At 43.7% G+C, this 15235-nt stretch carries 17 protein-coding genes; all 17 read left to right on the forward strand.

Annotation, left to right across the window (positions count from 1 at the left end; all coding sequences use genetic code 11):
- The 17 genes from J0656_RS18970 (at nt 1) to J0656_RS19050 (ending at nt 15129) form a co-directional block, all read left to right on the forward strand.
- Complete coding sequence (locus J0656_RS18970) at nt 1–771, forward strand: AlbA family DNA-binding domain-containing protein (protein ID WP_036383468.1); 771 nt, start codon at nt 1–3, stop codon at nt 769–771.
- An 81-nt stretch (nt 772–852) separates the two neighbouring features.
- Entirely contained in the window at nt 853–1215 is a 363-nt protein-coding gene (locus J0656_RS18975) for a SpoIIAA family protein (protein ID WP_036383471.1), read from the forward strand.
- Entirely contained in the window at nt 1212–3146 is a 1935-nt protein-coding gene (locus J0656_RS18980) for a heavy metal translocating P-type ATPase (protein WP_036383473.1), read from the forward strand. The genes J0656_RS18975 and J0656_RS18980 overlap by 4 nt, the downstream gene beginning before the upstream one ends.
- Before the next feature lie 79 nt (nt 3147–3225).
- Nucleotides 3226–5214, forward strand: a complete 1989-nt coding sequence (locus tag J0656_RS18985; protein WP_051947305.1) for a heavy metal translocating P-type ATPase — start codon at nt 3226–3228, stop codon at nt 5212–5214.
- Nucleotides 5215–5253: 39 nt separating this feature from the next.
- Nucleotides 5254–5688 carry a Fur family transcriptional regulator gene (locus J0656_RS18990; RefSeq protein WP_036383475.1) on the forward strand — a complete coding sequence of 145 codons (435 nt, stop codon included), beginning with the start codon at nt 5254–5256 and terminating at the stop codon, nt 5686–5688.
- An 87-nt stretch (nt 5689–5775) separates the two neighbouring features.
- Nucleotides 5776–7179 carry a dihydrolipoyl dehydrogenase gene (gene lpdA, locus J0656_RS18995; protein ID WP_036383477.1) on the forward strand — a complete coding sequence of 468 codons (1404 nt, stop codon included), beginning with the start codon at nt 5776–5778 and terminating at the stop codon, nt 7177–7179.
- A 19-nt stretch (nt 7180–7198) separates the two neighbouring features.
- Nucleotides 7199–7408: a hypothetical protein gene (locus J0656_RS19000; protein ID WP_036383480.1), complete on the forward strand. Its 210-nt coding sequence runs from the start codon at nt 7199–7201 to the stop codon at nt 7406–7408.
- Between the two features lie 43 nt (nt 7409–7451).
- Nucleotides 7452–8252 carry a cation efflux transmembrane domain-containing protein gene (locus J0656_RS19005; RefSeq protein WP_036383482.1) on the forward strand — a complete coding sequence of 267 codons (801 nt, stop codon included), beginning with the start codon at nt 7452–7454 and terminating at the stop codon, nt 8250–8252.
- Between the two features lie 36 nt (nt 8253–8288).
- Entirely contained in the window at nt 8289–9200 is a 912-nt protein-coding gene (locus tag J0656_RS19010; protein WP_081894367.1) for a cation diffusion facilitator family transporter, read from the forward strand.
- A complete protein-coding gene (locus tag J0656_RS19015) occupies nt 9197–10195 on the forward strand; it encodes a sodium:calcium antiporter (protein WP_036383486.1) in 999 nt (332 codons plus the stop codon). The genes J0656_RS19010 and J0656_RS19015 overlap by 4 nt, the downstream gene beginning before the upstream one ends.
- 3 nt (nt 10196–10198) lie before the next feature.
- A complete protein-coding gene (locus tag J0656_RS19020; protein WP_164732281.1) occupies nt 10199–10372 on the forward strand; it encodes a hypothetical protein in 174 nt (57 codons plus the stop codon).
- 14 nt (nt 10373–10386) lie between these two features.
- Nucleotides 10387–10563: a hypothetical protein gene (locus J0656_RS19025; RefSeq protein ID WP_162987829.1), complete on the forward strand. Its 177-nt coding sequence runs from the start codon at nt 10387–10389 to the stop codon at nt 10561–10563.
- A gap of 275 nt (nt 10564–10838) precedes the next feature.
- Complete coding sequence (locus tag J0656_RS19030) at nt 10839–11681, forward strand: universal stress protein (RefSeq protein WP_036383490.1); 843 nt, start codon at nt 10839–10841, stop codon at nt 11679–11681.
- Between the two features lie 365 nt (nt 11682–12046).
- Complete coding sequence (locus J0656_RS19035; protein ID WP_051947306.1) at nt 12047–13117, forward strand: di-heme oxidoredictase family protein; 1071 nt, start codon at nt 12047–12049, stop codon at nt 13115–13117.
- A complete protein-coding gene (locus J0656_RS20370) occupies nt 13118–13558 on the forward strand; it encodes a QcrA and Rieske domain-containing protein (RefSeq protein WP_036383492.1) in 441 nt (146 codons plus the stop codon).
- Nucleotides 13548–14762 carry a hypothetical protein gene (locus J0656_RS19045; protein WP_225604827.1) on the forward strand — a complete coding sequence of 405 codons (1215 nt, stop codon included), beginning with the start codon at nt 13548–13550 and terminating at the stop codon, nt 14760–14762. The genes J0656_RS20370 and J0656_RS19045 overlap by 11 nt, the downstream gene beginning before the upstream one ends.
- 208 nt (nt 14763–14970) lie before the next feature.
- On the forward strand, nt 14971–15129 hold the full coding sequence (locus J0656_RS19050) for an ArsR/SmtB family transcription factor (RefSeq protein WP_203583825.1): 159 nt from the start codon (nt 14971–14973) through the stop codon (nt 15127–15129).
- The last annotated feature ends 106 nt before the right edge of the window (nt 15130–15235 follow it).

Raw genomic sequence — 15235 nt, forward strand, 5'->3', positions numbered from 1 at the left:
ATGCAAAGAAGAAAAATAGGGATATGGCTTTTGGCAGGCTTTGCCTTTGGGGTCTTTATACTGCAACCCTTGGGCCTATCCCTTTTTCTCTTTGACCGGTCGGGCGATTCCGGTCACTGGCCAAGCTATCTTGGCGAGGCTTTTGAAACCGTATGGGGTTTTACCGATGTTGACCAAGTCCTTAAAAACCTGTTGTTCGGAATATTGGGAAGCAGCCTTGCCTTGATGGTCTTTTTCAGAAAAAAGATTTTTCAACTGAACAGGAAACGGATGGATGGGCAAACCCTGCTGGAACTCATTAAAAAAGGCGAGAATGATTTGGTGGAGTTCAAATCAAGTCTGCGATGGGATTTACGTCAATCCAAAGTGAATAAACAGTTGGAATTTGTAATTATCAAGACCATAGCGGGTTTTATGAACACCAACGGTGGTAATTTGCTTATAGGAGTAGACGATAACGGCAACATCCTCGGTCTAAACCAGGATTTTGACACCTTGAAAAAACCGGGTACAGATGGTTTTGAGCAATACCTGATGCAGTTGATATCTTTAAAATTGGGAACCCATTTATGTACGGCTGTAAATGTATCTTTTTACAGATATGGAGAAAATGACGTGTGCTACATAGAAATAGACCCGGCCAAAACACCAGTCTATCTAAGTCAAGACGGGAGGTCACGGTTTTATATTAGAACGGGCAACGGAACGCGCGAACTCGATTTGCCCGAAGCCATCTTGCACTTAGGAAAAGAGAAGGCGCTTTATAATTAAGAAAAGTAAGTGTAGGCCAATGGATATTTGCACATACAACGCACTAATATTTTAAATAGATTAATATAAAGATATACAAATATGTTACAGATAATAAACTTAGAACAAGAACATCTTATTGCCGCTAAAATCAGCGGGAAACTTACGGAAAAGGATATGGAAAAGATGCATCCGCTTATCCACAACATCATAGAAAAAGGGCATAAAGTGGATTTCTATTTTGAAATGGAAGATTTAAAAGGCTATACCCTTAAAGGCTTTTGGGAAGACCTAAAGATTGATTCGGCTCATTTGGGAGATTATGGCAAGATGGCCTTTGTGGGCAATAAAAAATGGCAGGAATGGGCCGCGAAGGCAACTGATTTTTTCATAAAGTCTGAAGTTAAATTTTTTGATAGTAAAAATAAAGAGCAGGCAATGACCTGGGTCTCAACAAAAGGATGAAAAAGAAAAAACTACAGCTACGGGAGCTAAAAGGGAAACAGTCCACTGTAATTTCAGCAACCGAAAAAAAGCTCAAAACCTATTTACCGGCAATTTTCAGCTTTGTGATGCTCATAGTTGGTATTGCCATTGACTATTTCGATGCCTTTCCTTTCTTTAAGGGATGGGTCAGGATTGTGTGGTACACGGTGGCTTACATCCCTGTTGGCTTTCCCGTCATCAAGGAGGGATGGGAAAGTATTAAAAATGGCGATTTCTTTACAGAATTTTTCCTGATGTCCATCGCAACCTTGGGAGCATTTGCCATAGGCGAATATCCAGAGGGCGTTGCCGTGATGTTGTTCTATGCCGTGGGCGAACTGTTCCAAAATGCTGCCGTAAACCGTGCCAAAGGAAACATTAGGGCACTTCTGGATGCACGACCGGACGAGGCATTGGTCTATCGTAATGGGGACTTCGTTTCCGTCAATCCCGAAACGGTCAATATTGGCGAGAAGATACAGGTACGGGTGGGCGAAAAAATCCCATTGGATGGCAAACTGCTATCAAACAAAGCATCGCTCAATACAGCTGCCATTACTGGCGAAAGCAAACCCGACACCATAACACAGAACGAAAAAGTCTTTGCGGGAAGCATCAATCTCGACGGTGTCATCGAAGTAGAAACCACCAAGAAATTCAAGGACAGTTCCATCGCCCGTATTCTGGAGATGGTACAGAATGCCACGGCCCGGAAATCAAAGACCGAATTATTTATTAGGAAGTTTGCACGGATTTATACGCCCATCGTGGTTTTCCTTGCTATCGGACTCACTTTGTTACCATACTTTTTTGTCGATGAATATGTGTTTAGGGATTGGCTATACCGAGCTTTAATTTTCTTGGTGATTTCCTGCCCTTGTGCCTTGGTCATTTCCATTCCACTGGGCTATTTCGGCGGTCTGGGTGCGGCATCGCGCAACGGAATCCTGTTCAAAGGTGCATCCTTTCTCGATGCAATGACCAAAGTGAATACTGTGGTGATGGACAAAACCGGAACCGTTACCAAAGGGGTCTTTAAGATTAAGGAAGTGATAAATACATCCGCTTTTGCGGAAGTGGAATTTATGAAATACCTGATGGCGATGGAAGAACAATCTACCCACCCCATTGCAAAGGCAATTCTGGAATACAAAGCGGACGGTACTGATTTTAAGGCATCCGAAGTTTCTGAAGTTGCCGGTAAGGGATTAAAGGGCACAGTCAACCATAAGCAGGTCTTGGTCGGCAACAAAGCATTGATGACTTCCAATAGTGTTGATGTTCCACCTGAAACCGATGTGATAGTCGAATCTATAGTGATGGTCGCCATCGATGGAAAATTCGCAGGCTATGTGACCATTGCCGATGAACTTAAGGAAGACGCGCATCACACCATTCAACAGATTCGGGTGGCCGGAATAGCTAAAATCATAATGCTCTCTGGAGACAAGGATTCCATAACCCAACAAGTTGCCAAGGAACTGAATATTGATTGGGCCAAAGGCGGCTTGCTACCCGAAGATAAGCTCAACGAGGTCGAAAAGCTCAAGGAACAACCTGAATCCACGGTAGCATTTATGGGCGACGGCATCAACGATGCACCCGTGCTCGCAGCCAGTGATGTGGGTATTGCAATGGGTGGTTTGGGCAGCGATGTGGCCATAGAGACCGCAGACGTTATCATCCAGACCGACCAGCCGAGCAGGATGGCCCGAGGAATCCAAATTGGACGCTCAACACGCCGTATCGTATGGCAAAATATTGGTCTTACTTTTGGGGTAAAAGGGATTTTTCTCATTTTGGGTGCCATCGGTTTGGCTACGATGTGGGAGGCTGTGTTTGCCGATGTAGGTGTTTCGTTCGTTGCCATTCTCAATGCAATACGTTTGCAAAAAATGAATTGGAAATAGCAAAAATGTTAACCTTTAACAAATTACAAGCCCAAAACTGGATTAAATCTTAATTAACGATAACAAAACCATTAATAATATGAAAGACAAGGAAAAACACAGCAAAGACGATGGCCACAACCACGACCACGGCGGCATCTTCGGCAAAAACACCGAACTCTATTTTGCTATTTTAAGCGGGGTCACACTAATTACGGGTTTCCTATTGGAGAAATTTACCGGGGTTTCAGAAAACATTCCTTTTTGGCTCTATATTGCGGCCTACTTTTTCGGTGGCTATTTTACCTTGAAGGAGGCCATCGTCAAGATTTCCAAGGGCGGATTTGAAATCGATTTCCTGATGCTGGTCGCAGCTGCAGGAGCCGCCTATTTGGGCGAATGGGCAGAAGGTGCCTTGTTGCTGTTCCTGTTTAGTTTGGGTCACGCACTGGAAAACTATGCAATGGGCAAGGCCAAGAAATCCATTGCAGCGTTAACAGACCTTGCGCCTAAAACCGCACTATTAAAGAAGGATGACGATACCGTTGAAGTCGGTATAGAAGAGTTACAGATAGGTGATACTATCGTGGTACGCCCCAACAGTAAAATATCTGCTGATGGTGTTATTGTAAAGGGCAATAGTAGTATAGACCAGTCACCCATTACCGGGGAAAGCGTTCCAGTGGACAAAACACCAATAGAAAATCCCGATAAGGAATATACAGCAAAAAGCGATATTCCCGACGAGAACCGTGTATTTTCAGGAACTATCAATGGCAACAATACCCTCGAAATAAAGGTGATTAAAGAGGCAAAAGATTCTACCCTCAACCGCTTGGTCACTATGGTTCAAGAGGCCCAGGACCAAAAATCGCCCACACAATTATTGACAGACAAGTTTGAGCGGTACTACGTGCCATCGGTAATCTTATTGGTCATAGTATTAAATTTTGCTTTTTTGGTCATCGATGAAACGTGGAATGAAAGCCTGTACCGTTCCCTGGCGGTACTTGTGGCAGCCAGTCCTTGTGCCCTGGCCATTTCTACGCCATCTGCTGTATTGAGTGGTGTGGCAAGAGCAGCACGAGGCGGGGTTTTGATAAAAGGCGGTCGCCCCTTGGAAGACTTAGGGGTACTTACCGCTCTCGCTTTTGACAAAACGGGAACACTTACCGAAGGAAAACCAAAGCTTACCGACGTCGAAAGTTTTGGCAGTATAGATAAAAAGGAACTGTTGGAAATCGCGATTGCGGTTGAGGAACTGAGTGACCATCCCCTGGCAAAGGCTGTTGTAAGGGATGGGATGGAGCGGCTTGGGAAGGACACCAAAATTCCCGATGCCGATGATTTGGAAGCCGTACAGGGCAAGGGCATAAAGGCAAACTATCAAGGGAATTCCATTTACATAGGCAACCTTGAGCTTTTTGAGGATATTGATAAAGGTGTTCCCAGCGATGTATCAGAAAAGGTAAGAGCGCTTGAAGGGGAAGGAAAGACCACGATGCTAATAAAAAGGGGCAATGAATTTATAGGGATGCTGGGGCTAATGGACACGCCACGGGAAAAAGCCAAGGAAACCCTTGCCCAACTAAAGGAAATAGGCATCAAGAAAATGATAATGCTTACCGGCGACAACCAGAAAGTAGCCGACGCTGTAGCCGAGGAAATCGGTTTGACCGAAGCTCGCGGAAGTCTGCTTCCCGAAGAAAAAGTGGAGGCCATCAAAAAACTTGCGGAACAGGAAAATAAACTGGCAATGATAGGTGATGGGGTCAATGATGCCCCTGCTATGGCAAACAGTACCGTTGGTATTGCAATGGGTGCGGCGGGAAGCGACGTGGCTTTAGAGACCGCAGATATAGCACTAATGGCAGACAAACTGGAAACCTTGCCTTTTGCCATCGGTTTGAGCAGAAAAGCGAAGGCGATAATCAAGCAAAACTTATGGGTTAGCTTGGGGGTTGTTGCCCTTTTAATTCCTGCGACCATAATGAGCTGGGCAAGTATCGGCATAGCCGTGGCGGTTCACGAAGGCTCTACGTTGGTAGTGGTGGTCAATGCATTGCGTTTGCTCGCCTATAAAAAATAAATCCAATAAAGGAGATTGCCTTTGAATCAAGATTAAAAAATGAACAAAACGGAAAAAATATTGTCAAGTCACGGTATTCGCCCTACTCAAATGAGGTCCAAGATATACAGGTATCTGAGAAGGAAGCAAAGTGCCGTGTCCTTTTCCGATTTAAAAAAGGTCTTTGCCGAAAAGAGCGAAACCAATAAGACAGCAAACAGAACGACCTTTTATCGCAACCTTAAGATTTTTGAGGAGAAGGGACTTATTCATCAGATTAATGATGGAACCGGAGTGGCAAAATTTGCAATTTCTGATGAAAACGTTAAAGGTAAATATGGTTCGGATTTACATCTGCATTTTCATTGTACCGAATGTAAGAAAACAATCTGTTTGCCAAATAAAATACCGGAAGAAAGTTTACCAAGTGATTATAAAATAAACGATGTCAACTTGGTATTAAAAGGGATATGCGTGAAATGTAAGGAAAAATAACAGGTGGGAGTTCCAGAACTTTGAACCCTTGCGCCCAAGAGGCAAGTTCAAGGTTCTTCCACCTTATTTAACCAAAAAAATACAATTATGGAAAAATATGATATAACAATTATTGGTTCCGGTCCAGGTGGCTACATGTGTGCCATACGTGCTGCACAACTGGGCTTTAAAGTGGCCATAATCGAAAGGTACAGTACCCTTGGCGGCACTTGCCTTAACGTGGGTTGTATCCCTTCAAAAGCCTGGCTGGAAGCATCGGAACATTACCACAAGCTCAAACACCAATTCGAGGATTTCGGCATTGATGTCAAGGAGGCGAATGTAGATATTGTAAAAATGAACCAAAGGGTTCAAGACGTCGTGGGGGAAATCATCAACGGGGTAGCCTACCTGATGAAAAAGAACAAGGTTACCGTTTATGAAGGCCACGGAAACATCAAGGACAAAAACACCATTGAAATTAAGGGCGAGGACAAAACACAAACCATAGAAACCGATAAAATGGTCATCGCCACCGGGTCAAAACCTGCATCCTTGCCCAACATAGAAATAGATAAAAAAAGGATTATTTCCTCTACGGAAGCGCTTGCCCTTAAAGAAATCCCCAAACACTTGATGGTCGTTGGAGGTGGTGTCATTGGGGTCGAGATAGGTTCGGTTTTCGCCAGGTTAGGTTCAAAGGTTTCCATCGTAGAGTATTTTGATGGGCTTATTTATACAATGGACAAATCCGTAGGGCATCAATTGTACAGGTCCCTAAGAAAACAAGATATCGAGTTCTATCTGGAACACAAGGTCACAAAAGCTGTGGCAGCAGATGATAAAGTAACCCTTACGGCACAGAACAGGAAAGACGACAAGGAAATGCAGTTGGAAGGCGACTATTGCCTGATGGCCATTGGGAGAAAACCTTTTACATCAGGCTTGGGCCTTGCAAACGTGGGAGTGGAAACCAACGAAAAAGGACAAATAAAAGTAGACGATAACCTGGAAACCAATGTAAAAGGGGTCTATGCCATTGGAGATGTAGTCCGAGGTGCGATGCTCGCCCATAAGGCCAGTGAAGAAGGTGTTTTTGTGGCCGAACGCATTGCGGGACAAAAGCCGCACATCAATTATTCCCTCATACCAAACATTGTCTATACACAGCCCGAAGTAGCCGGCGTGGGACTTACCGAAGAGGAACTTAAAGAAGCAGGAAGGGCTATAAAAACGGGCACGTTTCCCTTTAAGGCCAATGCACGGGCCAAGATAAGTATGGACACCGATGGCTTTATAAAAGTGATTGCAGACAAGGAAACCGATGAAATTTTGGGCGTTCATATGATAGGTCCGCGCATAGCCGATAGTTATACGGAAGCTGTCGTGGCGATGGAATTCAGGGCAGCGGCAGAGGATATTGCCAGAATGTCCCACGGACACCCCACATTTTCAGAAACCTTTAAGGAAGCCTGCTTGGCTGCTACCGAAGACAGGGCGTTGCATATATAAAATTATAAAAAAAACGAAGATGAAGAAAATTCAAAAACTAACCCAAGAAATCAACGAATTGACCCTAAGGATTGAACACGAATATCCCGAACTCTATCGGTATTTGGATGAGAACCCCATAACGATTCCCGTAGATGATGAAGCAAAACCGACCATTAAATCGTTCGCTGATTATTTGGAGAGCTTAAAATCGATTTTGGAAAAATATATGGAATCCCATAGTAAGTAAAGATTTAAAAGACCAAACGTAGAATTTAATACAGATTATTTAAATGTCCACTATAAACAAAAGCACTTTTAAGGTAAGTCAAATGGATTGCCCTTCAGAAGAACAGATGATACGGATGAAACTGGAGTCAAATCCTCAAATCAAATATCTGGACTTTGACATTCCGAATAGGAAATTAGATGTGTACCATCAAGGGAATGCCCAAGAAATAAACGTGGAATTGGGTGCATTAAAGTTGGGGGAAAAACTTTTGGGAACAGAAAAGGCGGAAGCACCTAATACTGAAGATGAGACCAAACAAAAGAAGATACTCTGGTGGGTCTTGTACATCAATTTTGGTTTTTTTGTTATCGAAATGACTACGGGTTGGATTTCTTCCTCGATGGGTCTAATTGCCGATTCACTGGATATGCTGGCCGATTCCATTGTATATGCATTGAGCCTTTTTGCCGTAGGCGGCGCTATTTCCAGAAAAAAGAAAGTGGCGAAATTCAGTGGCTATTTTCAGATGGCGTTGGCCCTGCTGGGATTTTCGGAAGTCGTGAGAAGGTTTTTGAGTAGTAGCGAAACCCCTTTGTTCCAATGGATGATTATCGTTTCCATTTTCGCCCTTATCGGCAACCTCGTTTCCCTATGGTTGATAAACAAGGCCAAAAGCAAGGAAGCGCATATGCAGGCAAGTGCCATCTTTACCTCAAACGACATTATTGTGAACGGCGGGGTAATACTGGCAGGGGTGCTGGTTTATTTTTTAGACAGTAAATGGCCCGATTTGGTCATAGGCGGTATTGTATTTGCCTTTGTGATGCGTGGGGCCATTAGAATTTTAAAATTGTCCAAATAACGTATTGGGAAGAAAAGAAATAGCAAAAGAAAGATTTTGGAAAGGAATCCAAATGCCATATCCCGAATAGGACTCAAAACTACCCTCGTAGGTATTTTGATCAGTGCATTATTGGCATTGATCAAAGGTTTGGGCGGGGTGTTCGGGCATTCTTATGCCCTTATTGCCGATGCGATCGAATCCGGGGCGGATGTGCTGACATCCGCACTATTATGGGCCGGGTTGAGATGGTCGTCAAGGCCACCGGATGAAAACCATCCCTACGGACACGGTAAGATAGAGGCCCTGGTGGCGGTGGGTATTGCCATAGCCCTAACCATTGCAGGTGGTATAATCATAAGGGACAGCATCGACCATATTCTGGTACCCCACAAAACTCCTGCACCCTTCACACTCTTCATACTGGTATTTGTTGTCCTCACGAAAGAGGCGTTGTATCGCTATGTCATGAAAACAGGTGATGAAATCAATAGTTCGGCCGTCAAGGCCGATGCATTTCACCATAGGAGTGATGCCATTACGTCGATAGCCGCTTTTATAGGGATTTCCATAGCATTGATCGGTGGCGAAGGGTTTGAGATAGCGGATGATTTCGCGGCACTCATTGCAGCGGGCATTATTCTGTTCAATGCCTATAAAATAGCTAGGTCATCGGTAAGGGAGTTGCTGGACGAAGCTGTGGAGCCCGAATTTCGAAATGAGGTTATCCGACTGGCCGAAGCCGTTCCTGAAGTGGTAAGGGTAGAGCGCTGCCATTCCCGAAAGATGGGAACGGCCTTTCATATCGATATGCATATTTGGATCGATGGGGAATTAACTGTGACCGAGGGCCATGATATTGCACACAAAGTAAAGGAGAGATTGTTCAGGTCATATTCCGAGATACTTGACGTGCACATCCATATCGAACCTAGCAAAGAGAGAAATGTTAAAATGACAGAATTATGAACATATGGCCATGGGTACTCGTTTTGGGCCTAGCGGCCTGGGCAGCACACTGGGGTGCGGATCGATTGTTGACTCCTTTAAAGTTGCTCCGCAAGCAATGGGGGCTTACCGCATCCGCTGGAGCCGCTTTTCTTGCCCTTGTAACGGCCAGTCCTGAAGTTGCCATCAATATAACCAGTGCGGCACGGGACGTTTCCGATATTGGCCTGGGCAACTTATTGGGTTCCAATATTATTTCCATTCCCTTGATGGTGACCATAGCTTATTTTGCTTCCAGGAAACAATTCAAGAACAACAAGGAACATCAAGAACATCTTGATAAAAACATTCTGGCGTTGAACAAACGTTCGGTTTCCGTACTGTCCCTTCCTTATCTGGGCATTATCGCCCTTGTGGCCATTTTAACTCTGCCAAAGCCCTGGCGTGGCCTGCAACCTGTGGACGGGTGGATTATGCTGGCGGCCTATGCTGCGTTCTTGACCCACGCAATCATAAAAGGCAAGGAAAAGGGCAAAAAAGTAGAATGGAACAAAAAACAGGTCTGGTTATCGATTGCCGGGGCCTTTGCGATAGCAGTTGGCGCTTTTTTCATAGTGAAGGCGACCGAAAATATTGTTTCTGCCCTAAATATTTCTGAAATCGTGGGAGGCCTTTTCATCACGGGCATAATGACCACGGCACCGGAAATATTCAAGACCTGGAGCGTGGTAAAAGGGGGCGAGGTGACAGCGGGCACCACCAGTGTTATTGCAGACAATGCCGTAACGATGACGGTGGCATTTTTTCCGCTGGCTTTGGTAACCACCCCCATTGAGGACTTTGAACTGTTCTGGGTCAACCTGGCCTTTGTCGGGCTTATGCCACTGCTTTACACACTATTTGTGCATCAAAGCAAGGAACTGCACGGTTTCTCTCGTTGGCAGATTTTTGTATTTGATGCGGCATATATAGTTTATTTACTGGTCATGGTTTTTTACGTGTTGAAACTTTTTTGATAGATGAAAGACGAACTTTTTAAAGATTGCTCGATGAGGCTCAATATGCTGGATGAAAACATCCACAAATTGGCCGTAAAGTATGCTAAAGAATACTATACGACAAACCAATGCTCCAAGGAGGAAGCCCTTGAACGCGGCATTGTAAAAGCAGAGATGGAAGGGCGAAAGCTCTAAAAAAAGTATACAATATGGACTGGACATTTGAAGATTTCAAAACAAAACTTGATGGCCTACAGCCGTCAGTTCGGAAGAAGGCCCTCAAAATTGCACAAGAATTGGTAAAGGAGAATGGGTATTCTCGTGAGAAGGCCATTACGGAGGGAATCAAACGTGCAGAAGAATGGTTTTATGACCTTAGGGGATAGCATTGGTGCGTTGATTTTAGTAAAGCACAGTATAATATGTCACGGGAAAGAAGAAAGCGGAGACTAGAGGAAAAAAAGGGGAATTCAATAAACAGGAAAGTAAGAACCAGAAAGGAGAAAGGGTATTGCTTGTTGGTTTTTGTGGCAATGTTCCTTGCGGTGCTGACAATTGCCTTTTTAGATGCCATTCTATATGGTTTTTACCTGCTTTTCAATTGAATAATTAAACCTAAAAAGAAAGATTAATGAAGTCAAATCAATAAAAACAAAATGATATGAAAGATAAAGGAATTTTAATACCCGTAGATTTCACACAGGTTTCAGAAAATGCGGTGAGCTACGCAATTGGGCTAGCACAAAAATTGAAATCAAAACTGGTTTTTGTCCACGCCTATTCAGTGGCATATCCATCCGGTACGCCCATCGGGATGGCAACTATGGCACACAATGTAACAGATACCACAGCATCACAAGAAAAACTCAATAAAGAAAAATTGGATAAGTTTCTAAGAGGCTTTCCTGAACTGGACAAGTTGGAATTTCAAGCAATTGTCGGTTTCGGGGCAACGGTCGATGTGATTTCTGGCCTGGCTAAGGAAATGAATACCAGTCTTGTCGTTATGGGTACCAAGGGCACGGCTTCGGGATTTGATGAAATTTTTATTGGAACCGTTACCGAAAAGGTGACACAAAAGGCGCCTTGTCCAGTACTGGCCGTACCTGAAGATGCCAGCTATACTGCATATAAGCGTATCGGGGTCGCAGTGGATACGGATAGTATGGATAATAGAATAGATTTTGAAATATTGTCCAGATTATTGCAAAACTATAATGCACAGTTGCACTTTGTACATATAGCGGACAAACAGGAAAGAGTGCCGGAGAAAGCATTTATTCGTGAAAGATTTGGCAAACTTCTTGTACCTAAGCAATGGTTCTTTACAGTTATCGAGGAAGACAAACCCGAAGAGGGTATCGATGAATTTTTGACTGAAACCCCAATAGACCTATTGGTTTTGCTTTACAGGGAACACGGATTTTTTGAGGCACTTTTCAAAAAGGGGCTAAGAAAAAAAATGCTGTATGCCTCCAAGGCCCCACTGCTGATAGTTAAGTAGCTTTTCTACCTATGTGATACTCTAGTAAATATTAGGTATAGCTTACTATGCGAAATTATCGTGCTCATTCTGGGCGCAGGTGGATTGGCTACCATGTGGGAAGCAGTCTTTGCGGATGTGGGCGTGGCGTTATTGGCGATTTTTAATGCGGTGCGGTTGCAGCGGATGAAGTGGGCATAAGCCCATAGTAAATATCGAAATATAAATTTTCATTCTGGCCAACCGACATTTCCCACAGTACGGGATTTTCATAATTAAATCAACAAACCCTTTAAGGTTTAACCACTTCTTTATTGAAGAATTTTACATCTATATTTAGACTTATCTAAAAATATATTTTATTTGGAATAAATATCATTATAGTAATGTCTAAAATCATTCATTTCTTTATTGGCCTGTCTTTAATCGCTCTATTTGGCTGTGAAAATTTGGGTCCGGAAGAACCTATGGAATTTGAGCTGTTGGACGGGCCATTGGACGGATTGTCCTTAAGCGAGCAACAACTGTTTTTAGCAGGGGATATAGCTTTTAACGATGATGTTTTCACGGTTGAAAAAGGTCTTGGCCCCTTGTTTGTTGGCACCAGCTGTGCAAGTTGCCATTCAGGGGATGGCAAGGGTCATCCTTTCAATCAACTAATCAGATTCGGTAACAATGACTTGAACTTACCCTCGATGTTATCCTTCGGTGATGGCAGGAACCAAATTCAAAATAAAGCCATACCGGGTTTTGAACCGGAGACCGTGCCTGAAGGCTTCCCATTTTCCATTTTGGTCGCTCCGGCGGTAACGGGATTGGGTTTGTTGGATGCTGTCCCTGACGCGAATATTTTGGCTCTCGCAGACCCTTCTGATGCAAATCAAGACGGTATTAGTGGAAGACCTCACTACAATATTCCTCCTGAATTCACCAAGATTCGGAATAATAGTGTTCCCCAGGGCAACAATTATATCTTCAGGTTTGGAAAGAAAGCGGGTAGTTATGATTTGTTGCACCAAAGCGTCAGCGCATATAACCAGGACATAGGGATTACATCTCTTTATGACCCCATTGACCCGTTCAGTGGACTTGAAGAGGATCTTGAAATTAGTACCCAAACCTTGAACGATGTCGTTTTCTACCTTAAAACCTTAAAAGCACCAATTCCCAGAAATCAAACAGACCCCGATGTCATTGCTGGAAAAGAACTCTTTGAATCGGTACAATGTGCTGTCTGTCACACACCCACGTTGACCACAGGATTTTCCCCAATTGAATCGTTATCCTTTAAGGAATTTCATCCCTACTCGGATTTGTTGTTACATGATGGAAGGGCTTCGAGTATTGAGGAGGCCATTGAATTGCACGGCGGTGAGGCCGATAATTCAAAAGCCCAGTATTTGTCCCTGACCCCAAAAGAAAAATCACAACTGATAAAATTCATTAATTCCCTATAAGTGCATAGAAAAGATTTTATTAAACAATTTGGATATCTGATAGCAGTCCTGCCAGCTTCCTCCGCTTTACTCGGTAGTTGCGCAGGCCTGTATTATGCATCCTTCGTTGAAGAAGGGGGAGTGCTACGAGTTTCAAAGGGGGAGTTTCAACAGGTGAAAGGGGGAAAGCAGATTGAACGTGATTTTGTGGTCATCCAGAGCGATTCCATGCGATACCCCATCGGAATATTCAAAACACAAAACAGTAATTATCTGGCCAGTTTGATGCAATGTACCCATAGGGGCTGTGAACTCAACATTGGCGGCGGCATATTCAACTGTCCATGTCATGGCAGTGAGTTCGACCGTTCAGGCAGGGTTTTAGAAGGGCCGGCCGAAGAAAACCTAAAATCATTTGAAACAACCGCCGATAATGAAAATATCTATGTGCATGGTTCGTAAAATATATGCAGCCCTTGCTTTAATGAACATTTACGTTTTAACCCTTAGCTCGCAAACTAGCGACAGGGACAGTATTAAGGAATCGATGAATATGGATGCGGTTTATGACCGTCCTTTTCTAACTTTCGATAAATTTCCAGTCAATCTGGGCGGTTATCTAGAGGCGAACTCAATCTACAGTATTGAGGACGGATTGTCCGAGGGGCTTTCTTTTCAGGCCCGAAGATTGACCCTTTTTGTCTCGGCTTCTATTTCAAAGCGCATTAAGTTTTTGACCGAATTGGAATTTGAAAACGGGACAGAGGAAATTGCCATTGAATTCGCCTCCATGGACATTGCTTTGCACCCCTTGTTGAACCTTAGGGGAGGCATCGTACTGAATCCAATAGGTTCCTTTAATCAAAATCACGACGGACCAAAATGGGAGTTTGTCGAGCGGCCAGATGTCAGCACCAATTTGTTGCCCGCCACTTTCTCCAATGCCGGATTTGGGATATATGGAAAGGCATATAAGGAAGCTTGGACCTTGGGCTATGAAGCATACCTCACCAATGGCTTTGATACAAGCATTATAGATAAAGAGGGAGAAAGAACATTTTTGGCTTCGGTCAAGGAGAATTCCTCGCGATTCGAGGAGAATTTTAGCGGAAATGCGCTCCTCAATGGAAAGTTGGCCATTAAGCATAGAAAATTAGGGGAATTGGGCATTTCTTATATGGGTGGGGCCTACAATAGGAAAGAAGTTGACGGGCTTCAGGTTGATACACAATCAGGGAGGGTAGATGTTCTTGCCCTGGATTTAAATACTGCCATTAAAAAAACGGGGACAAGGTTTATCGGTGAAATGGCCTACATATGGGTCGATGTTCCGGACACTTTTACCCAGCAGTTTGGTGATCGGCAAGTTGGTTTTTTTGTGGATATTGTCCAACCGGTACTAAAGACCGAAGTATTGGACTGGGAAAATGCCGTACTCAACCTGTCGCTCAGAACGGATTATGTGGACTACAACATTGGCAGGTTTGCCCAGACCAATACGAATGTTGGGGATGATTTATTCGCAATTACACCTGCAATAAGCTTTAGGCCCGCACCACAGACCGTTCTAAGGATCAACTACAGATACCAGTGGCAACAGGATATTCTCAACAATCCTGCCTCAAGAACGGCCACATGGTATTTTGGATTCAGCACCTATTTTTAATAAAATATTTTACATAGCTACTTTGATTTAATATCGGGTAGAATGTATTTAAGTAAAGTGTAATTTTGGAAGAGCAATGGTGGAGAATATTATTTTAGTATTTGCTTAAATAATTATATTTTTTTTCAAAAACAATACTATGGCACTTGAATTAAGTTGAGCACGCGACGAGGCCGACCAAAAGCAGCTAATACGTTGTCGCGAAACCTTGGGAACAAACTCAGAGACAATTGTCGAAATCAGCAAAGTGCTAGCCCTGGCCGGTAACGAAACTCGGTTAAAGATACTTTTCTGGTTGAACGAGGAAGGTGAGCTTTGTCCCTGTGATTTTGCCGATATACTTGAAATGAGCGGTGGAAGCGGATGAACGATCGATCTATTCCCAATCTTCCCATATTCCCGGGAGGGTGGAACGGCTAATGGTCAATTTTACAGGGGAGTACATCAAGCAGGGGCAGATCATCGCCTATATT

Source organism: Flagellimonas aurea (assembly GCF_017313785.1).
In the GTDB taxonomy this organism is placed as follows: Bacteria; Bacteroidota; Bacteroidia; order Flavobacteriales; family Flavobacteriaceae; genus Flagellimonas; species Flagellimonas aurea.